The following is a 19,951-nucleotide window of genomic DNA, read 5'->3' as shown; positions in this document are numbered from 1 at the left end:
GGGTTCTGTGGTCAAAAGGCATGGGCGCGGGCTGGGGTTCAGAGGCGCTTCGCTTTGCCACATCACCCCATTCCGCGCCCATGCCTTTTGTTCGGCGTCTCAGGAGAGCTAAGCCCAAAATGCAGGAACTTTAAGCCCCGGCATGTCTTGGCTACCCTGATGGCAACGCTGAAGATCACACCTGCACCAAAACCACGAACGCCCATGCCCTGAAGGGGCGGGCACTGGCTGGGGCGATGTGGCAAAGCGAAGCGCCTCTGAGCCCCGGCCAGTGCCCGCCCCTTCAGGGCTCTCCCAGAGACTCAGTGCTACCCCAGACCTCGATGGCTCCCCCGGAGCTGAAGGGTGCCCCCAGGGACAAAAGACACAAGCTGGGATAATCCCAGCCCATGCAGCCTCACCACCTCGAACTCCTCGCCCCCGCACGCACCTTCGACATTGGCATCGAAGCCATCAACCATGGCGCCGATGCGGTCTACATTGGCGGCCCCTCGTTTGGGGCTCGGTCCACCGCCGACAACTCGGTGCAAGACATTGCCAAACTGGTGCAATACGCCCACCGCTTTCACAGCCGCATTTTTGTCACACTCAACACCATCTTGCGCGATGATGAATTGGAAGCAGCAAGAAAACAGGCTTGGCAGCTGTACGAAGTGGGCGTTGACGCACTGATCGTGCAAGACATGGGTCTGTTGGAGATAGACCTGCCGCCTATCCAGCTGCACGCCAGCACCCAGACCGATATTCGTACGCCAGAAAAAGCCAAGTTCTTACAAGACGCGGGCCTCTCTCAAATCGTCTTGGCGCGAGAATTGACGCTGCCTCAAATCAGCGCCATCCGCGATGCAGTGGACACCGACCGGACTGTGGTCGAGTTTTTTGTGCACGGCGCCTTGTGCGTGGCCTACAGTGGCCAGTGCTTCATCAGCCATGCGCATACAGGGCGCAGCGCCAATCGGGGCGATTGTTCGCAGGCTTGTCGCTTGCCCTATGAAGTCAAGGATGCACAAGGCCGCATCGTGGCGCATGACAAGCATGTGCTGAGCATGAAAGACAACAACCAAAGCGATAACTTGCGCGAGCTTGTGGATGCGGGTGTCCGCAGCTTCAAGATCGAAGGCCGCTACAAAGACATGGCCTATGTGAAAAACATCACGGCCCACTACCGCAAGCTGTTCGATGAAGTGCTCAACGAGCGCCCCGAACTGGCGGCATCCTCGCACGGCCGCGCCACCTTCAGTTTTGAGCCTGATCCGAACCAGAACTTCAACCGCGAGTTCACCGATTATTTTGTGCAAGGCCGCAAAGAAGACATTGGCGCATTTGACACCCCCAAAAATCCAGGCCAGACCATTGGCTGGGTCAGCAAGGTCTCGGCTGAACACGTCGAGATCACCACCGACAACCCAGCCACCGAGCTGCACAACGGCGATGGCCTTTGCTACTACGACCTTCAAAAAGAGCTGGTGGGCTTGCAGATCAACCGGGCCGAGGCTGCCAAAACCAAAGGGGTGTGGAAGTTGTTTCCCAAAGACCCTATGGACGGCTTCAAGGACCTGCGGCAAGGCGTGCAGATCAACCGCAACCGTGACATGAGTTGGGTGCGCACGCTGGACAAAAAATCTGCGGAACGCCGCATGGGTGTGTGGATGCAGCTGGCAGAAAACAACAATGGACTGCAACTCACTCTGACCGACGAGGTCGGCCACAGCGCCACAGCGCACTTGGCCATCACTTGGCAAGCACCCAAAGATTCAGCCCAGGCCGCGGACAAGCTCAAAAGCGCCTTAGGCAAGCTGGGCGACACCCTGTTTGAGCCTCTGGACGTGCAGCTCGCCTTACCCCGAGCCTGGTTTGTGCCACCTTCCCGGCTCAACGCCCTGCGTCGCGAGGCCGTGCAAGCCTTAGAAGCCGCCCGCGCGGAGGGCCTGAACCGTCTGCCGCGTGCTGTGCCCATTGATCCGCCTGCGCCCTACCCTGAAGACACCCTCACCTATTTGGCCAACGTCTTCAACCAAAAAGCCCGCGATTTTTACGCCAAACATGGCGTCAAGGTCATCGATGCGGCCTACGAGAGCCAGGAAGAATTGGGCGAAGTGAGCTTGATGATCACCAAACACTGCGTGCGATTTAGCCTCAGCCTTTGTCCGAAACAGGCCAAAGGCGTGACGGGCGTGCAAGGCACGGTGAAGGCCGAGCCCATGCAACTGATCAATGGCAAAGAAAAACTCACACTCCGGTTTGACTGCAAACCATGCGAAATGCATGTGGTCGGCAAGATCAAAAAAACTGTGCTGAACGCCGTGCCTGAAAGTCCTTTGCAGTTTTACAAATCAAGGCCTGTGGTCGGGTTGCATTAAATCAACTGAGTCAGTCTTGCCAATCCCAAGACTGAAGGCGGTAAGTACCGTCTAACTGACGCCACACCTTGGCTTGGGCTGTTCGGGGAGTGGCTTCCCAAGTCACCAAAATCAGAAGTTCAAAATTCAGGCCTGCCACCACTTTCTGACGGGCCTGGGTCACATCTTTGTAGAGCACCCGCGCCTTGTTTTGAACCGCAAAAGTCTGTACAGCAAAACGGGCGGCTTCTTGCACAGCGGGGCTGAACGAATCGGCTGGCACCCAAGCGCCCGCCAAGGCCTGATTCGCAGGCATCGCCTCTGGCTGGTCGGGGCTGCAGGCGCTGAAAGACGCCAAAATCAAAGACCCAGCCAACCAGGAAAAAACTTTCAGCCACACGCTCATGCGCAGCCGCTCAGCCCAGCGGCTTGAAGAGTTCATTCAGGTCCGACTCGCCAAACAGCGGCTCTTTGCGCTGTACCGCGCCCGAGTACATGTCTTGCGCCAGTTGCGCTTTGCGCTCTTGCAGGGCCAGCATGCGTTCTTCAATCGTGCCTTGCGCCACCAGTTTGAGCACCCAAACGCTTTGGGTCTGTCCAATCCGGTGGGCGCGGTCAGTGGCTTGGTTTTCGACAGCGGGGTTCCACCAAGGGTCGTAATGGATCACGGTGTCGGCCTGCGGCAAGTTCAGGCCCACGCCGCCGGCTTTGAGGCTGATCAAAAACAGCGGAACCTGACCACTGGTGAACTGGTCGATGATGGCGTCGCGGTTTTTGCTTTGACCGGTGAGCTTGACCCAAGGGATACCCAATCGGGGCAACTCTTGCTCGATCAAACTCAGCATTTGTGTGAACTGAGAGAACAGCAAAATCTTGCGCCCCTCGGCCACCATCTCGGGCAGCATGTCGAGCAATTGTTCCAACTTGGCCGATTGTTTGACTTGGCTGGCAGCGCCCAGTTTGAGCAGACGCGGATCGCAGCACACCTGGCGCAGCTTCAGCAAAGCATCCAGAATGGTGATTTGCGATTTGGCCAAGCCTTGCGCGTTCAGGGCGTCACGCACGGTTTTTTCCATGCCCAATCGGATGGTTTCGTACAGATCGGCCTGTTGGCCTTGCAGCGGCACAGGCATCAGGGTTTCAATCTTAGGTGGGAGCTCGCTGGCCACCACGTCCTTGGTGCGCCGCAGCATGAAGGGCGTAATGCGCTTGCGCAACTGGTCCATTTTTTCGCTGTTGCCTTGGCGCTCAATGGGGTTGCGAAACAGCTCCCCAAACCGCTTTTGGCTGCCCAGAAAACCCGGCATCAAAAAGTGGAACAAGCTCCACAGCTCACCCAAGTGGTTTTCCATGGGGGTACCCGACAGGCACAAACGGTGTTGGGCCGGAATGTCCCCAACCGTTTGAGCGGCATTGGTATTGGCATTTTTGATGTTCTGCGCTTCGTCCAGCACCAACAAGTGCCACTCGGTGCCCATCCACAGCTCGCGGTCACGGTGCAGCAAAGAATAAGGTGTGAGCACGATGTCAAAACCACTCAGGTCTTGCGCGGCATCGTGGCGCGATAAGCCATGGTGAATGTGACTGCGCAAACTGGGGCAAAAGCGGGCCGCTTCACGCTGCCAATTGCCCAACAAACTCACCGGGGCCACGATCAAGGCCGGGTGCGTCAAACGTCCGGCTTCTTTTTCGGTCAAGATGTGCGCGAGGGTCTGTAGAGTTTTGCCCAAGCCCATGTCGTCGGCCAAGATGCCGGCCAATTGGTGCGAACGCAAAAACTGCAGCCAGTTCAGGCCTTGCTGTTGGTAAGGCCGCAAAGTGGCTCTCAAACTGGCGGGCACGGGCACCTCGGGCAGCCTGTCAAGGCCGCGCATTTGCTGCACCAGATTCATCAGGCTTTGTGCGCCCGCCCAAGTGACACCCTCGCCCAAAGAGGCGGCGGTGCGGAGGGCTTCCAAGCGCGACAGACGAAGCTCAAGGCCCCCCCAGTCACGTCCACGATCAGACACCAACTCCATCAAGGTGGTCAGCCAAGGCTCGATTTTGGCGGTGGGCAGTTTCACAAAACCTTCACCTTGCAAGTCGGGCAGGTACAAAAACGGCGGCAAAGCTGCTTTGTCAGCCTCGGCGGTCGAACTGCTGATTTGTGCAAGGGTCGACAAAATAGTGGGCACCCAAGGCAAGATGTTCACCCGCTTCCCGTCGATGTCCATGCCCAGAGACAAGTCAAACCAAGGCGAGGTTTCTGGCGCTTCGGAGTCCCCCGATAAATCAATGTGCACGTCATCAGCCTCGCGCAACCACGGGGTGTTGCCAGCCATGAAGTTCACGTCCAAACCGGCTTGGCGCAGCGGGGCAAAATCACTCTCGACCCACTCCAACCAGCGCTGCTGAGACTGATCGGGCGGCAACACCAGCATGTTGGCGTCGAAAGTGACTAAACCCAAAGCGGCCAGGGTGTCCCACGCTTTGCGCTCACTGGGCAGGTCACGGAGCAACATGCGCGCTTGTGCACCTTGTCCCACCATGACGCGGCCTTGAGTGCCCGGCCAAAAACCGCTGTGGCCAGCGTAGTCAAACGTCAATTCGGCCAAAAACAGGCCTTGCAAAGCTCGGTCTGCGGGGTGCGCGGGTGCAATGTGGAGCACAGCGCGGGGCTTGACATCCCGAATTTCGGGCATTTTCTGGATCACGGGTGGCAGTGGCACCGGGCCCAAACGCTCAAGCAACTGGTTTTGAAACTTGAACGCCAAGCTATCAGGCAGCACTGGCGAGTTGGACAAGACTTGCAGTTCGTTGGCGCTCAGGCCCTGCGTATCCAGTGGGCCGCAAAGGCCATGCACCGGGTCCATGAAAAAAGGTGGCTGGTTCAAGCCAAACACAACACCCGCGCGCAGTGGTTGCAGGATCAGCTGCCATCCATTGGGCTGATGGGCTTCGCTTTTGACTTCGCGCCACGTTCCCACCAATGCCTCGGGGGCGTCTTGCCAACGCAACGTGATTCCTTCTTCTGAAACCAAACGACCGGTTTCGCTGCACAGTTTCAACAGCAGTTGGCCTGGCATCCCGTGTAATTTCACCTCGCTTTGAAAACCGTAGGAACTGAAGCTGCTGGCTGCCGGACAAGCCTTCAACAAGTCAAAAATATCCCGATCCAATGGGCTGCTGGTTTGCCAGATCGGATCATGTGCAGAGGGTTCGTTGCTCAGTTTTTTGGCTTTGCCCCACTCGCCATTGCGCTTTTGCGCTGCCCGTTTGACAGCCAGGTGAAACACGGGCTTGTAAGCCGTTTGAACCACGGACAAGCTGTACACAAACTGATCTTGCGTGCTGCCAGGCAAGGAATATGCAGCAGGGCCATTGGCGTTTTCCAAGCGGGTGAGCCAGTCCCGAACCTGGTATTCAGCCTGACTCAAAGCCCGCTCTTTTTCCATTTGGGAGCGGTGCTCCAGCACCTCGGCCGAAGGCCCCTCAGGTCCCCATTCGTTGAGCAGGGCCAAGCCTTGCATGGAGGCCAAAATGCCCAGAGCTGCCCCATGCTTGCAATATCGCCCAACAGGGCAAGTGCAACCACTGCGCCACTCGCTCAAGTTGCCACCCGCGCTCACGCGAAGTTCGGCATTGACCGAATAAGGCTGCGCATCGTTGCCCTGTACTTGACCCTGCAAACGCCAGCCGTCGCCATCAGGCGTCAGTTGCGAAAACAAGACCTTGTCTTGCAGATACAAAGTGGAGCCACGGGACCACGCGCCCTGATCAAAATAAAAAGCCAGTTGCGAAGGAGGGAACCACTGTGCAGGGTTATGGATTTTCATGCGCGTCAGATCAACCGACCCACTTGCGTGCGTTTTGCCACACGCGCAGCCAAGGGCTGGTTGATGAAATGTCACCACTCGTCCAGCTCATCTGCACATTGCGGAACACGCGCTCGGGATGCGGCATCATGGCCGTGAAACGACCCTCTGCAGTGGTCACAGCCGTGAGACCCCCTGCGCTGCCGTTGGGATTAAAGGGGTACTGTTCTGTGGCCGCACCGGTATTGTCCACAAAGCGCATCGCGCCAATGGCCTGGGCCGCGTTGCCCCGGTGCTTGAAGTTGGCAAAGCCTTCGCCGTGGGCGACTGCAATCGGCAAGCGGCTGCCCGCCATGCCTTGCAAGAACAGGCTGGGCGATTCAAGCACCTCGACCATGGACAGGCGGGCTTCAAAACGCTCGCTCTGGTTGGTGGTGAAACGCGGCCAAGCTTCAGCGCCTGGAATGATGTCGGCCAATTCGGCAAACATCTGACAGCCGTTGCACACGCCCAGACCAAAGCTGTCGGTGCGCCCAAAAAAGGCCTTGAACTGCTCAGCCAAAGCAGGGTTGAAGGTGATGCTGCGCGCCCATCCAATGCCAGCTCCCAGCGTGTCGCCATAGCTGAAGCCGCCGCAAGCCACCAGGCCTTTGAAATCAGCCAAGTTGGCGCGGCCCGACTGCAAGTCGGTCATGTGCACATCGTGCGACTCAAAGCCTGCTTTGTGGAATGCATAGGCCATTTCCACATGCGAGTTGACACCCTGCTCACGCAAGATCGCCACCTTGGGGCGCGACAAATTGAGGAAAGCCGCGGCCATGTTGTCAGCCGGGTCAAAGCTCAGCGCCACATGCATACCGGGGTCATCGGCGCGTCCAGCGGCAGCGTGCTCGGCATCGGCGCAGGCAGGGTTGTCACGCTGCTGGCAAATCTTCCAGCTCACGCTGTCCCAGACCTGCTGCAAGTCTTCGAGCTTGGCTACAAACACTTCTTTGGTATCGCGCCAGATGCTGAGTTCGCCCACGCCTTTCTGGATGGTGGATTGCACGGGTCGGGTTTTGCCAATCACATGGGTGTGTTTCGACAAACCATGTTCACGCAGGGTTTGGAGCACCCCGTTGCGCTCAGATGTGCGAACCTGCACCACCACGCCCAGTTCTTCGTTGAACAGTGCCTTGAGCGTGAGTTCGTCGCGGCGAGCGCTGATCTGGCCTGCCCAATTTTTGGCGTCGCCATGGTCGGCGCGGCTGTCGGTGATGCCGTCGCCCTCGGTCACCAGCATGTCCACATTGAGCGCCACGCCCACATGGCCTGCAAAGGCCATTTCAGCCACTGCCGCCAGCAGGCCGCCGTCGCTGCGGTCGTGGTAGGCCAGGATCTGGCCTTGACTGCGCAAAGTGTTGATGGCTTTGACCAAACTGACCAAAGCTTGTGGTTCGTCCAGATCGGGCACGCTGTCGCCAAATTGGCCCAGCACTTGGCCCAACACACTGCCACCCATGCGGTTGCGGCCCTGCCCCAAGTCGATCAACAGCAAGCTGGTGTCTGTCGCTTGCGCATCCAGCTGCGGCGTGAATGTGCCGCGCACATCAGGCAAGCTGGCAAAGGCGGTAATGATCAGGCTGACAGGCGAGGTGACTTTGCAGGTCTCACCGTTCTCGGTCCACTGCGTGCGCATCGACAAACTGTCTTTGCCCACGGGAATCGAGATGCCGAGCGCCGGACACAAGTCCATCCCCACGGCCTTGACCGTTTCGTACAAAGCGGCGTCCTCGCCGGGCTCGCCACATGCAGCCATCCAGTTGGCGGACATTTTCACGCGGGTCAGCTCAATGGGCGCGGCCAGCAAATTGGTGATGGCCTCGGCCACGGCCATGCGGCCAGACGCTGCGGCGTTGAGGGAAGCTAAGGGCGTGCGCTCGCCCATGCTCATGGCTTCGCCAGCAAAACCTGCGTAATCGGCCAAGGTCACGGCCACATCGGCCACTGGCACTTGCCATGGACCAACCATCTGGTCGCGGTGCGTGAGGCCACCCACGGCGCGGTCTCCGATGGTGATGAGAAACCGCTTGGACGCCACGGTGGGGTGGCTGAGCACATCGATGACTGCTTTTTGCAGGGACACACCCGTCAGGTCCATGGCAGCCGACTGGCGCACCAAGGCATTGACATCGCGGTGCATCTTTGGCGGCTTGCCCAACAGCACATCCATGGGCAAATCAACGGGCGACTCTTGGCCTTTGTCTTCGAGCACCAGTTGGCGCTCGTCGGTGGCCACGCCGATCACTGCAAACGGGCAGCGCTCGCGTTCACAAAAGGCGGTGAACTGCGCCAAAGACTCAGGGGCAATGGCCATCACGTAGCGTTCTTGGCTCTCGTTCGACCAGATTTCTTTGGGCGACAGACCGGACTCTTCGAGTTTGATGGCGCGCAGATCAAAGCGTGCGCCACGGCCTGCGTCGTTGGTCAGTTCGGGGAATGCGTTGGACAAGCCCCCAGCACCCACATCGTGAATCGCCAAGATGGGGTTTTTCTCCCCTTGTGCCCAGCACTGGTTGATGACCTCTTGCGCCCGGCGCTCGATCTCGGGGTTGCCGCGCTGGACCGAGTCAAAGTCCAGATTCGCGGCGTTGGTGCCGGTGGCCATGGAGCTGGCCGCACTGCCGCCCATGCCAATGCGCATACCGGGGCCACCCAACTGGATCAGCAAGCTGCCCGCAGGAAATTCGATCTTTTTCGTCTGCTTGGCATCGATCTGGCCCAAACCGCCGGCGATCATGATGGGCTTGTGGTAACCACGCACCACACCATCAACGGTTTGCTCGTACTCGCGGAAATATCCCAGCACGTTGGGACGTCCGAATTCGTTGTTGAAGGCCGCACCACCCAAAGGGCCTTCGGTCATGATTTGTAAGGGGCTTGCGATGTGATCGGGCTTCCCGCCCGCTTGGTCTGACATGCCGCCCCAAAGTTTGGACACGCTAAAGCCGGACAAACCAGCCTTGGGCTTGGAGCCGCGACCAGTCGCGCCTTCGTCGCGGATCTCGCCGCCCGCGCCCGTGGATGCACCGGGAAATGGCGAAATCGCGGTGGGGTGGTTGTGGGTCTCGACCTTCATCAGCACATGGTGCAAGGCCTGTTCGCTCTGATAAGCCGCGCCCTGCCCTGAAGTTCTGGCCACAAAACGTTCTACGGTGTGGCCTTCCATTACCGAAGCATTGTCTGAATAGGCCACCACCGTGTGTTGAGGGCTGAGCTGGTGCGTGTTGCGGATCATGCCGAACAGGCTCTTGGGCTGGGCCACGCCGTCGATGGTGAACTCGGCGTTGAAAATCTTGTGGCGGCAATGCTCGCTGTTGGCCTGGGCGAACATCATCAACTCCACATCGGTGGGGTTGCGCTTCAGGCCCGTGAAGGCATTGACCAGGTAGTCGATTTCGTCTTCGGCCAAGGCCAGGCCCCAAAGCTTGTTGGCATCGACCAAAGCCGCGCGCCCACCACCCAGTACATCCACATGGTCCATGGGTGCGGGCTCAAGCGTCGCGAACAAAGCCGCTGCCTCATCGCGGCTGGGCATGGCCGATTCGGTCATTCGGTCGTACAGCTCAGCGGCCACTTGGCCCAGCTGTTCTGCGGTTAATTTGGCTGTACTGAGCAAGCCCGATTTCATGGTCAAACGGTATTCGGTCAAGCGCTCGACGCGGCGCAGGTCAAAACCGCAGTTGTGCGCAATGTCGGTGGCTTTGGAGGCCCAAGGAGAGACGGTTCCGATGCGGGGGCTGACGACGATCAGAGGACCCTCGACCGGACCGGTGTCATGCTCCCCGTAGGTCAACAATGCGGCGAGGGTCTGCTTTTGGGAGTCGGCCAAAGGCGCAACAGTCGCCACCAAATGCACAAAGCGGGCTGAAATGCCTTGAATTTGCGGAGAAATGGCTGCCAAACGTGGCAAAAGCTGGGCAATGCGAAAGTGGCTGAGGGCGCTGGCGCCTTCAAAAGTCGTGATGTGCAGGGACACGGGGTGGCCTTGTAAAGAGACAGAAAACCGTCATTTCGGGGCCGCTGACTGGGGCTGACCGGCAAAGGCAATATTTTAACGGGGGAAACCCTTATCAGGAGGCTCGATGAGCAGATTCAGAACTGTCTTTTTCCTGTAAAAAAGCCGTGCTGCACAAGCGGCACGGCTTTGTTGATCAGAGCATGCAGGATCGATCAACCCAGCACCGAAGTCGCCTCCATCTCCCGACGGATTTTGTAAGCATGGGTGCTGGTGTCCATGGCCACGTCGTCCCAAGTGAGGCTTTGGCCTTTGGCCACGGGGCGAACGACCTTGACGCCGTGCGCCAAGCCCAGCGGCACCCCACCCATGCGCTTGGAGGTGGCGGCCGGCAGCAGCTTGCCCCACACCGTGTAGCCGCCCTCGCCATCCAGCATGTCTCCTGGTTTCAAGTCGCGTTTGGCGGTGGCCACCACGTCGGCGTTCCAGCCCATGGCCACGCCCGTGGGCTCGTTGCGCAGGGCGACGCTGGCCACGCTCACGCCCACTTCCAGCCCGATCAGGTGCCAGCGTTTGTACAGGGTGAAGTAACGGCCCGACGGGTCGGTGTGGGCGTTGTACTCTTCAAAGCAGTTCTTGATGTAATCGGTCTCAGCCTCCACCGTGACCCAAACGCCCATGCGGATATCGTAGGGAATCTTTCGGCCATCGGTCTCCAGGCTAGAGATCACCTCCACCATGCCTTTGCGCTCCAGCACGCCGCCTTCCGAGATCGGTCGGGTAACGTAAGGGATGTCTTCCACGCTGGCGGGCGGGTAGAGCAAACCGTTGCTGGGCACACCCAAACCCGTCGCGTTGGACACGGCGGTGCTTTCAATCGAGGGCTTGGAGCCGTCCAGAAAGCTGTTGAACATTTTGGGGTTGAGGCCACCGCGCTCGGCCTGCTCGGGCGTGAGGCCGTAATAGCCCCATACGGTCTCGGGCGTAGATTCGCAAAAGTGCGGCAGCCACTTGTGTCCGCGCCCAGCCGCCACCACCGGAAAACCGCAAGTGCGTGCCCAATCCACCAAATCGCAGATGAGCGCAGGCTGGTCGCCAAAGGCCAGTGAATACACCACGCCCGCGGTCTGAGCCCGGGTGGCAAGCAAGGGGCCACAAAAGGCATCGGCCTCCACCGTCACGTTGACCACATGTTTGCGCTGAGCAAAGGCTTCCAAAATATGGTCCACCGCATGCAGGGGCGAGCCGGTGCACTCCACGATCACATCTACCGCCGGGTGACGCACCAAACTCTGCCAGTCGTCACCCACATGGGTGGTGCCGTTTTTCACAGCGTCATCCAGACTGCTGGCCATTAGGCGCTCGGCTTCCCAGCCCACGCGGGCCAGGTTGGTACGGGCGTTGTCGGGTGACAAATCGGCAATCCCCACCAAGTGAACACCTGGTGTGCGTGGAATCTGCGCCAGGTACATGGAGCCGAATTTGCCTGCGCCGATCAGACCGATGCGGATGGGACGGTTTTCGGCGGCGCGTTGCAGGAGTTTGGCGTGCAGGTTCATGCGGCTTCTTTCAGTTTTTCGAGGGAGGTCTGCAGCGCACTTTCAGGCATACCGTTTTTCCATGGCAGGTCGACCGGGTAGCTGTTCACCAAGCAATCATCAGGCAGGCAACTGATGGGGGTGAAATCGCGGTGGGCGATGTATTCGGGGCGCTTGTGACGGCGAATGTGGTTGGACACGGCACAAAGGCTCAAATAGACACTCACCCGGTTCCAAGGCGAGAGGTTGCTGGTGGAAGCGTGCACCAGACAGCTGTGAAACAAGATCATGGAACCGGCTGGTCCGGTGGGACTGACAATGCCGCCGTCCTTGTCACCTGCGCGTTGAACCAATTGGCGAATCAAGTCGTTGTCTACTGTCCAAAGTGGGTAACTGGTGGTTGACAGGTCGTGTTTGGCTTCGACCACACCTTTTTTGTGGCTGCCAGGGATGAACATCAGCGGACCGTTGAAGGGGTTCACGTCGTCCAGAAAAATCGCCACGTTCATGGCGCGCTCGGTGGGCATCATGTCGTCGTTGAGCCAGGTGCCGTAGTCCTGGTGCCACTGCCACACGTCGCCCTCAAAGGCCATTTTCCCGTTGATCTTGAACTGGTGCATGTACAACGCTTCGCCAAACAGATCTTGCACGGGTTCAATCATTCGAGGGTGGCGTGCGAGCTTGGCAAACGGCTCGCTGTACATGTGGGCCGCAAAATTGGTGCGCACGGCGTCACTGCCTTTTTCGCGCACGTTGTAAGCCTCACGGCGACTGTACAACTCAGGGACCGCATCGGTCAGGTTTTGGGTTTCTTCAGGGGTGAAAAGTCCAGGGAAAAACAAATAACCATCTCGGTCAAATTGTTCCAATTGTTCGGGGGTCAGTCTCATGCTGGTGCTCCTGTTTTAAGGTGTTGAATTTGTTCGGAAAGTCGGGCCGTGAGTAGCACGCTGGCCTCGTTGGCGTGTTCTTGCACCAGTTGCACGCCCAGATCGGCGTCGCCTGCGGCAATCGCATGGGCAATGGCTTCGTGTTCGTCCCACACGGTTTGGCGCTGATGCGAAGACTGCAACACTGCACCCATCACACGCTTGAGGTGGTGCCAATGCAGGTCAATACTTTGTGCGATGAGGGGGTTGCCAGAGGCTTGGTAAATGGCGCGGTGAAAGGCCAAGTCCGCAAGGATCATGGCCTGAACGTCCCCCGATTGACTGAGTGCACGGCCTTGGCGCATGACCTGGGGGTCGATCTCGGCGCCCTGCTCGGCGGCCAAACGCACGGCCAGCGCATCCAGACTGCCACGAACTTGGTAAACCTGAGCAATCCAGTTCACATCGAGCTGGGTGACTTGCACGCCTCGTCCAGGGGCGTCTTCGACAAAGCCGTCTTTTTTCAGCAAGCGCAAGGCTTGCAAGACAGGTTGCCTGGATACAGAAAATCCCGCTGCCAGCTCTTCTTGGTTCAAGCGGGTGCCGGGTTGCAAACTGCCTTCACTGATGGCATCGAGCAAGCGGGCATAAACCTGCTCGACCAAATCGGGCGCTGTAGACAATTGCATTGTTTGTTTTGTCATTTCTGTATACAGAATACAGATGAATCATCCGGTCGATGTATAGGGATTACCCTTGCAACTCTCTGACCAAATTCCTGACCAGCGCGTACATGGACAGCGGAAGTTCATAGCAAAGGGGTCTTGTTCACTGGTGTACTGAAAGACGTCACGCCAATGGGATAATTGTGGGCATGAGTATCACCATTAAAAACGCCGACAACATCGCTGCCATGCGCGTAGCCGGTCGCCTGGCCTCTGAAGTTCTTGACTTCATCACCCCGCACGTCAAACCGGGTGTTACCACCAACGAACTCGACCAGCTGTGCCACGATTACATCGTGAACGTTCAAAATGCTGTTCCTGCTCCTTTGAACTATGCACCGGGTGGCTATAAACCCTACCCCAAATCCATCTGTACCTCTGTCAACCACCAAGTCTGTCACGGTATCCCGAACGACAAACCCCTGAAAAAAGGCGACTCGGTGAACATCGACATCACCGTCATCAAAGATGGTTGGCATGGCGATACGAGCCGCATGTTCATGGTGGGTGAAGGCACTATTGCTGCCAAACGCTTGGCAGCCCTCACTTACGACGCCATGTGGAAAGGCATTGAGCAAGTCAAACCCGGTGCCCATCTGGGTGACATTGGCTACGCGATTCAAAAATTTGCAGAAGGTCATGGCTTTTCGGTGGTGCGTGAATTTTGTGGCCACGGTATTGGCCAGGTGTTCCACGAAGAACCGCAAGTCCTGCATTACGGCAAGCCCGGCACGCTCACCCAATTGGTCGCAGGTATGGTCTTCACCATTGAGCCCATGATCAACGCTGGCAAGCGCGACATCAAAGAAATGGGCGATGGATGGACCATCATCACCAAAGACCACTCTTTGTCGGCCCAATGGGAACACACAGTGCTGGTGACTGAAACCGGCTACGAAGTGTTGACGGTGTCTGCGGGTTCCCCTGCGGTGCCCGACTTTGTGTCCGGCACTGTCAGCGCCTGACATGGGCATCCAAGCTCCGTTGGCCGATCTGGTCAAGCTGCGCGACACGTACAAGCATGACAAGGCCGCAGTCTTATCGAGCTTGGCGAGCAGCGGCTACGCCGCCCGGGGCCTCAAGCAAACCTTGCGTCAGCTGTCCATCTTGGCCGATGGCTTGCTGAGTCATTTATGGCAAAACGCCGGTTTCGCCCCAGAGCTCTGTTTGGTGGCCGTAGGCGGCTTTGGCCGTGCCGAGTTGTTTCCTCAATCGGATGTCGATGTCTTGGTGCTATTGCCCAACGGCCAATCGCCAGAACACACACCCCAGCTTCAAGCGCAGTTGGAGCGCTTCATTGGCAGCTGCTGGGACACAGGCCTGGACATCGGCTCCAGCGTTCGCACACTGAGCGAATGCGTGGCAGAAGCTGCCAAAGACATCACGGTCCAGACCTCTTTGCTTGAATCGCGTCGGGTCACAGGCAACACCCGTTTGTTTGGCGAATTTCAGCAGGCGTTTCACGCAGCCATGGACCCGCAGGCTTTCCTGGTGGCCAAGACGCTGGAGATGCGCCAGCGCCATAACAAGTTTGAAAACACCCCCTACTCATTGGAGCCCAACTGCAAAGAGTCCCCCGGAGGCCTGCGCGACCTGCAAGTGATCTTGTGGGTGGCTCGCGCTGCGGGGTTGGGCCACAGCTGGGACGAGTTGGCCCGAAAGGGATTGGCCACCCCGCTTGAGGCACGACAGATCAAGCGCAACGAAGCCCTGCTCGGCTTGATCCGTGCGCGTCTGCACCTGCAAGCCAAACGCCGCGAAGACCGACTGGTGTTTGACCTGCAAACCAGCGTGGCCGAAACCTTTGGCTTCAGCTCGGACGTGACCCCTGAAGGCCGCTTGGCTTTGCGCGCCAGTGAAAAGCTAATGCGCCAATACTATTGGGCTGCCAAAGCGGTCACGCAGCTCAACCAGATTCTGCTGCTCAACATCGAAGACCGCCTGAAGACCGAACGCGGTGAAAGCATCGACCATTTCCGGCCATTGAACGAGCGATTTTTTGAAAAAGCAGGGCTGATCGAAGTGGCCAGCGACGACCTGTACCAAAAGCACCCGCACGCCATCCTCGAAACCTTTTTGTTGTACCAAGCCACACCCGGCCTCAAGGGTCTGTCAGCCCGAACGCTGCGGGCGCTTTACAACGTGCGCTCGGTCATGAATGGGCGGTTCCGGGCGGACCCGATCAACCGGCAAACGTTTTTGAAGATCTTGCAGCAACCTCAAGGGATCACCCATGCGCTGCGCTTGATGAACGACACCTCGGTGCTGGGGCGCTACCTGTGGGTGTTTCGCCGCATCGTGGGCCAAATGCAGCACGACCTGTTTCATGCGTACACGGTAGACCAACACATTTTGATGGTGCTTCGCAATGTGCGGCGGTTTTTCATGGCCGAGCACACCCACGAATACCCCTTGTGCTCTCAGCTGGCCAGCGGCTGGGACAAGCCTTGGATTTTGTACGCCGCCGCCTTGTTCCACGACATCGCCAAAGGGCGTGGCGGAGACCACTCCAAGTTGGGCTGCATCGAAGTGCGCACCTTTTGCAGGCAGCACAGCATCGACAAAGACGATGCCAAGCTGGTGGAGTTTTTGGTCAGCGAACACCTGACCATGAGCCATGTGGCCCAAAAAGAAGACCTGGGCAACCCCGAAGTCATTGCGCGTTTTGCTCAACGCGTGGGCGACGAGCGGCACCTGACGGCACTGTATTTGTTGACCGTGGCCGACATACGCGGCACCAGCCCCAAGGTTTGGAACGCTTGGAAGGGCAAGTTGCTCGAAGACCTGTACAAAGCCACTTTGCGCGTGCTGGGCGGCAGCGCTCCGGACGCCAACACCGAGGTGCAAGCCAGAAAACGCGAAGCCCTGATTGAGTTGGCTCGCCAAGCGCAGCCCCACGAGGGCCACAAAGCCCTGTGGGACACCTTGGATGTGAGTTACTTCATGCGCCACGATGCCTCCGATATCGCATGGCACGCCCGGCAACTCTCGCGCCATGTCGCTATGCCAGACGCAGCGCCTGGGCGCGCTATCGTGCGAGCACGCCCATCCCCGGTGGGCGAAGGCTTGCAAGTCTTGGTCTTCACTCAGGACCAGCCCGACTTGTTTGCCCGCATATGCGGCCATTTTGACCAATCTGGTTTCAGTATTTTGGATGCGCGCGTGCACACCACCCTCACGGGTTGGGCATTGGACACGTTTCAAATCGTCACTTCCATGCTGCCCGAGCACTACCGCGAGCTCATGACGATGGTGGAGTCAGGCCTGACCCAAACCCTCGACAAGCAAGGGCCCTTGCCGCTGCCTTCTCGTGGTCGCGTTTCCAGGCGAGTGAAGAGTTTTCCTGTCACGCCGCGGGTGAGTCTCAGCCCAGACGACAAAGCCCAAAAATGGCTGCTCAGCATCTCCGCCAGTGACCGCATGGGCTTGCTTTACAGCATTGCCACTGTGCTGGCACGACATGGCATTCAGCTGCACTTGGCCAAAATCAGCACACTGGGTGAGCGCGTCGAGGACAATTTTTTGATCAGTGGCCACGAGTTACAACACAACCGAACGCAAATTCAAATTGAAACCGAGTTGCTGCATACCTTGCAGCCCTCCTGAATGACCGCCATGAACCTGCCTCTGCCCAAAACCTCTCACGTGCCGACCATTGACCCCTACGCCTCAGACCGAGACTCGCCACCCGGTCGCCCAGAAAACACCGGCGATTACAAAAAAGCTTTGGCCTGCTTTGGCACAGGTGTCACCGTCATCACGGCGCACCACGAATGGCAAGACGTGGGCATGACCTGCAGCTCGTTCAGCTCGGTGTCGCTCAACCCGGCCATGGTGTTGTGGAGTATCCGCAAAGCCGCCAGCAGCCTGATCGCCTTCACCGAATCCAACGGTTTTATGGTCAATGTGCTGGCCCACGACCAACAGGCCCTGGCCATGCAATTTGCCACGGGCAACATGACCGACCGTTTCATGGGCGTGCCCTCAGAACGTCACCACAGTGACCGCCTGCGCTTGTCAGGTACCGTGGCCTGGTTTGACTGCGACTTGCACCAATTGGTGGACGCGGGAGACCACCTGATCGTGCTGGGCAAGGTGCGAGACTATGGCTGGAACAACACCCCTGCCTTGGCCTACAGCGCAAGCAGGTTTGGCGTTTTCAGAGAACTGACTGCTGCTTGAATGGCGGCCTTCGGCTGAGTTTCACGCTCAAGCTGCAACTCAGACCGTGATCAGCTCTTGCGGCGCGGCGGCAAGCCGGTGTGCTGGGTAAGCAGCTCCCCTTTTTTGGGCTGACCATTTGATGCACCCACTGAGCGCTTCGCGGTAGACAATGACACCGATGACTTGGCCCCCGCCCCCGTGCTGTTTTTACGTCGGGCACTTTGATAACCTTCTTCGGCCAGCGGTTGCCAGCTGGGAATCAAGTGGTGTTTGCCGTTGCCGATCAGGTCGGCACGGCCCATGGCTTTCAAAGCTTCTCTCAACAACGGCCAGTTGGTGGCGTCGTGGTAGCGCAAAAAGGCCTTGTGCAGGCGGCGGCGTTTGTCGCCTTTGACCACGTCCACTTTTTCACTGTCGCGGGTGATTTTGCGCAGCGGGTTGCGGTTGGAGTGGTACATGGCCGTGGCCGTGGCCATGGGGCTGGGGTAGAAGGTTTGTACCTGGTCTGCCCTGAAGCCATTCTTTTTGAGCCAAACCGCCAAGTTCATCATGTCTTCGTCACTGGTTCCGGGATGGGCGGCAATGAAGTACGGGATGAGAAACTGCTTTTTGCCCACTTCTTCGCTGTACTTGTCGAACATTGACTTGAAGCGGTCGTAGGTGCCAATACCCGGCTTCATCATCTTGGACAGCGGGCCACCTTCGGTGTGCTCGGGCGCGATCTTGAGATACCCGCCCACATGGTGCTGCACCAGTTCTTTCACGTATTCAGGCGACTGCACGGCCAGGTCGTAACGCAGGCCGGACCCGATCAGGATCTTCTTGATGCCCTTCAGGTTGCGAGCCCGGCGGTACATGTTGATCAGAGGGCCGTGGTCAGTGGTCAGGTTCTGGCAGATGCCGGGGAACACGCAACTGGGTTTGCGACAGGCCGATTCAATTTCGGGGCTGCGGCAGCCCAGCCGGTACATGTTGGCCGTTGGGCCACCCAGGTCAGAAATGATGCCTGTGAAGCCTTTGACTTTGTCGCGGATGTCTTCCACCTCGCGGATGACCGATTCTTCTGACCGACTTTGGATGATGCGGCCTTCGTGCTCGGTGATCGAGCAAAAGGTGCAGCCGCCAAAGCAACCGCGCATGATGTTGACGCTGAAGCGGATCATCTCCCAGGCTGGAATCTTGGTCGAATGGTCGTGGCTGCCATTTTCGTCGGCGTAGCGCGGGTGAGGACTGCGGGCATAAGGCAGATCAAAAACAAGATCCATCTCGGCCGTGGTCAGTGGTATGGGCGGCGGCGTGATCCACACGTCGCGGGCGGTGGCACCCTCCCCGTGGGCCTGCACCAGGCAGCGGGCGTTGCCGGGGTTGGTCTCGAGGTGCAGCACGCGGTTGGCGTGGGCGTACAGCACGGCATCGCTTTTAACCTGTTCGTAACTGGGCAGGCGGATCACGCTTTTGTCGCGGGGCGGGACTTTGTGGGTGCCTTTGCCACGAAGACCCAACGATAAGGCCGGGTTGGGCACAAAATTCAGCGGCTGGATGGCGGCTTGCACAGTGCGGGCTTGGGCCACGGCGGCAGATAAATCGGCTTCGACGTTTTTAGCGTTATGGCCCTCGGCCACTTCCTTGGCCTCTTCCTCTCGTGCACAGGTGGCACCCTGCTCTCGGGCTTGATCCGAGATCATCAAATACGGGTTGATGTGCGCCTCGACGTGGCCGGGTGTGTCAACACTGGTGGAGTCGATTTCGAACCAGCCCAAAGCAGATTCATCACCTTGTCGCCGTACAAAAGCGGTGCCGCGCACGTCGGTGATTTTCTGCACGGGCTCTCGCGCTGCCAAGCGGTGGGCGATCTCAACAATCGCCCGCTCTGCGTTGCCATACAGCAGCAAGTCGCACTTGCTGTCGACCACCACCGAGCGGCGGACTTTGTCTGACCAGTAGTCGTAATGCGCGATTCGGCGCAAGCTGCCTTCGATGCCGCCAAGCACGATGGGCGTGTCCGGAAATGCCTCTCGGCAGCGCTGGCTGTAAACAATCGCAGCGCGATCAGGCCGCTTGCCGCCCACGTCGCCCGGGGTGTAAGCGTCATCGGTACGGATTTTGCGGTCCGCCGTGTAGCGGTTGATCATGGAATCCATGTTGCCGCTGGTCACCCCCCAAAACAAGTTGGGTTTGCCCAGCGCCTTGAAGGCCTCAGCGCTGGTCCAATCAGGCTGAGCAATGATGCCGACCCGAAAACCCTGGTTTTCGAGCATGCGGCCAATCACAGCCATGCCGAAACTGGGGTGGTCTACATACGCGTCGCCAGTGACCAAAACGATGTCGCAACTGTCCCAGCCCAGTTGGGCCATTTCCTCGCGGCTCATTGGCAAAAACGGGGCCGTGCCAAAACGATGCGCCCAGAATTTGCGGTAACTGGACAGCGGCTTGGCGTCGCGCGGGAAAAAAGAGACGTCTACAAAGGCGTTCATGGCAAGGCTATTGGGGTAACCCATTAGTGTAGGGGCACCGGGGTAGACCTG

The 19,951-nt window shown here is 58.5% G+C and carries 11 protein-coding genes; 4 read left to right on the top strand and 7 right to left on the bottom strand.

All coding sequences use genetic code 11. The features are described from left to right. The first annotated feature begins 389 nt into the window (after positions 1 to 389). Positions 390 to 2,360 carry a U32 family peptidase gene (locus Q1M54_RS06045; protein ID WP_300555223.1) on the top strand — a complete coding sequence of 657 codons (1,971 nt, stop codon included), beginning with the start codon at positions 390 to 392 and terminating at the stop codon, positions 2,358 to 2,360. 10 nt (positions 2,361 to 2,370) lie between these two features. Here the strand turns inward: Q1M54_RS06045 and Q1M54_RS06040 are convergent, their stop codons facing one another. The 6 genes from Q1M54_RS06040 to Q1M54_RS06015 all read right to left on the bottom strand — a co-directional run bounded on the left by Q1M54_RS06040 (position 2,371) and on the right by Q1M54_RS06015 (position 13,241). Continuing rightward, positions 2,371 to 2,781 (bottom strand): cystatin domain-containing protein, encoded by a 411-nt coding sequence (locus Q1M54_RS06040; RefSeq protein WP_300555220.1) that lies wholly within the window; start codon positions 2,779 to 2,781, stop codon positions 2,371 to 2,373. Next, a complete protein-coding gene (locus tag Q1M54_RS06035) occupies positions 2,756 to 6,154 on the bottom strand; it encodes a DEAD/DEAH box helicase (RefSeq protein WP_300555217.1) in 3,399 nt (1,132 codons plus the stop codon). Before Q1M54_RS06035 ends, Q1M54_RS06040 begins: the two co-directional genes overlap by 26 nt. 10 nt (positions 6,155 to 6,164) lie before the next feature. After that, complete coding sequence (gene purL, locus Q1M54_RS06030; RefSeq protein WP_300555214.1) at positions 6,165 to 10,151, bottom strand: phosphoribosylformylglycinamidine synthase; 3,987 nt, start codon at positions 10,149 to 10,151, stop codon at positions 6,165 to 6,167. Between the two features lie 194 nt (positions 10,152 to 10,345). Further along, positions 10,346 to 11,689: a Gfo/Idh/MocA family oxidoreductase gene (locus Q1M54_RS06025; RefSeq protein ID WP_300555210.1), complete on the bottom strand. Its 1,344-nt coding sequence runs from the start codon at positions 11,687 to 11,689 to the stop codon at positions 10,346 to 10,348. Next, positions 11,686 to 12,558, bottom strand: coding sequence for a phytanoyl-CoA dioxygenase family protein (locus tag Q1M54_RS06020; RefSeq protein WP_300555208.1), 873 nt, complete (start codon positions 12,556 to 12,558; stop codon positions 11,686 to 11,688). Before Q1M54_RS06020 ends, Q1M54_RS06025 begins: the two co-directional genes overlap by 4 nt. Further along, entirely contained in the window at positions 12,555 to 13,241 is a 687-nt protein-coding gene (locus tag Q1M54_RS06015; protein ID WP_300555206.1) for a GntR family transcriptional regulator, read from the bottom strand. Before Q1M54_RS06015 ends, Q1M54_RS06020 begins: the two co-directional genes overlap by 4 nt. Positions 13,242 to 13,411: 170 nt before the next feature. Between Q1M54_RS06015 and map the strand changes: the two genes are divergently transcribed. From map to Q1M54_RS06000, 3 genes are read left to right on the top strand one after another with little or no spacing between them, the layout of a single operon-like run. Beyond that, positions 13,412 to 14,227: a type I methionyl aminopeptidase gene (gene map / locus Q1M54_RS06010; RefSeq protein WP_300555204.1), complete on the top strand. Its 816-nt coding sequence runs from the start codon at positions 13,412 to 13,414 to the stop codon at positions 14,225 to 14,227. 1 nt (position 14,228) lies between these two features. Beyond that, on the top strand, positions 14,229 to 16,868 hold the full coding sequence (locus tag Q1M54_RS06005; protein ID WP_300555202.1) for a [protein-PII] uridylyltransferase: 2,640 nt from the start codon (positions 14,229 to 14,231) through the stop codon (positions 16,866 to 16,868). Between the two features lie 9 nt (positions 16,869 to 16,877). Next, entirely contained in the window at positions 16,878 to 17,444 is a 567-nt protein-coding gene (locus Q1M54_RS06000) for a flavin reductase family protein (RefSeq protein WP_300555199.1), read from the top strand. Positions 17,445 to 17,494: 50 nt separating this feature from the next. Here the strand turns inward: Q1M54_RS06000 and Q1M54_RS05995 are convergent, their stop codons facing one another. Next, complete coding sequence (locus Q1M54_RS05995) at positions 17,495 to 19,900, bottom strand: YgiQ family radical SAM protein (protein WP_300555196.1); 2,406 nt, start codon at positions 19,898 to 19,900, stop codon at positions 17,495 to 17,497. Between the last annotated feature and the right edge of the window lie 51 nt (positions 19,901 to 19,951).

It is taken from the genome of Limnohabitans sp. Rim8 (genome assembly GCF_943326455.1).
Classification (GTDB): Bacteria; Pseudomonadota; Gammaproteobacteria; order Burkholderiales; family Burkholderiaceae_C; genus Limnohabitans_A.
The sequence above is the reverse complement of the archived record's forward strand: the minus strand, read 5'-3'. Positions and strand labels throughout refer to the sequence as shown.

Excerpts from the sequence above, each read along its gene's own strand:
- Q1M54_RS06045 (WP_300555223.1), top strand. The coding sequence starts at position 390 with ATGCAGCCTCACCACCTCGAACTCCTCGCCCCCGCACGCACCTTCGAC.
- Q1M54_RS06040 (WP_300555220.1), bottom strand. The coding sequence starts at position 2,781 with ATGAACTCTTCAAGCCGCTGGGCTGAGCGGCTGCGCATGAGCGTGTGG.
- Q1M54_RS06035 (WP_300555217.1), bottom strand. The coding sequence starts at position 6,154 with ATGAAAATCCATAACCCTGCACAGTGGTTCCCTCCTTCGCAACTGGCT.
- Q1M54_RS06025 (WP_300555210.1), bottom strand. The coding sequence starts at position 11,689 with ATGAACCTGCACGCCAAACTCCTGCAACGCGCCGCCGAAAACCGTCCC.
- Q1M54_RS06020 (WP_300555208.1), bottom strand. The coding sequence starts at position 12,558 with ATGAGACTGACCCCCGAACAATTGGAACAATTTGACCGAGATGGTTAT.
- Q1M54_RS06015 (WP_300555206.1), bottom strand. The coding sequence starts at position 13,241 with ATGACAAAACAAACAATGCAATTGTCTACAGCGCCCGATTTGGTCGAG.
- map (WP_300555204.1), top strand. The coding sequence starts at position 13,412 with ATGAGTATCACCATTAAAAACGCCGACAACATCGCTGCCATGCGCGTA.
- Q1M54_RS06005 (WP_300555202.1), top strand. The coding sequence starts at position 14,229 with ATGGGCATCCAAGCTCCGTTGGCCGATCTGGTCAAGCTGCGCGACACG.
- Q1M54_RS06000 (WP_300555199.1), top strand. The coding sequence starts at position 16,878 with ATGAACCTGCCTCTGCCCAAAACCTCTCACGTGCCGACCATTGACCCC.
- Q1M54_RS05995 (WP_300555196.1), bottom strand. The coding sequence starts at position 19,900 with ATGAACGCCTTTGTAGACGTCTCTTTTTTCCCGCGCGACGCCAAGCCG.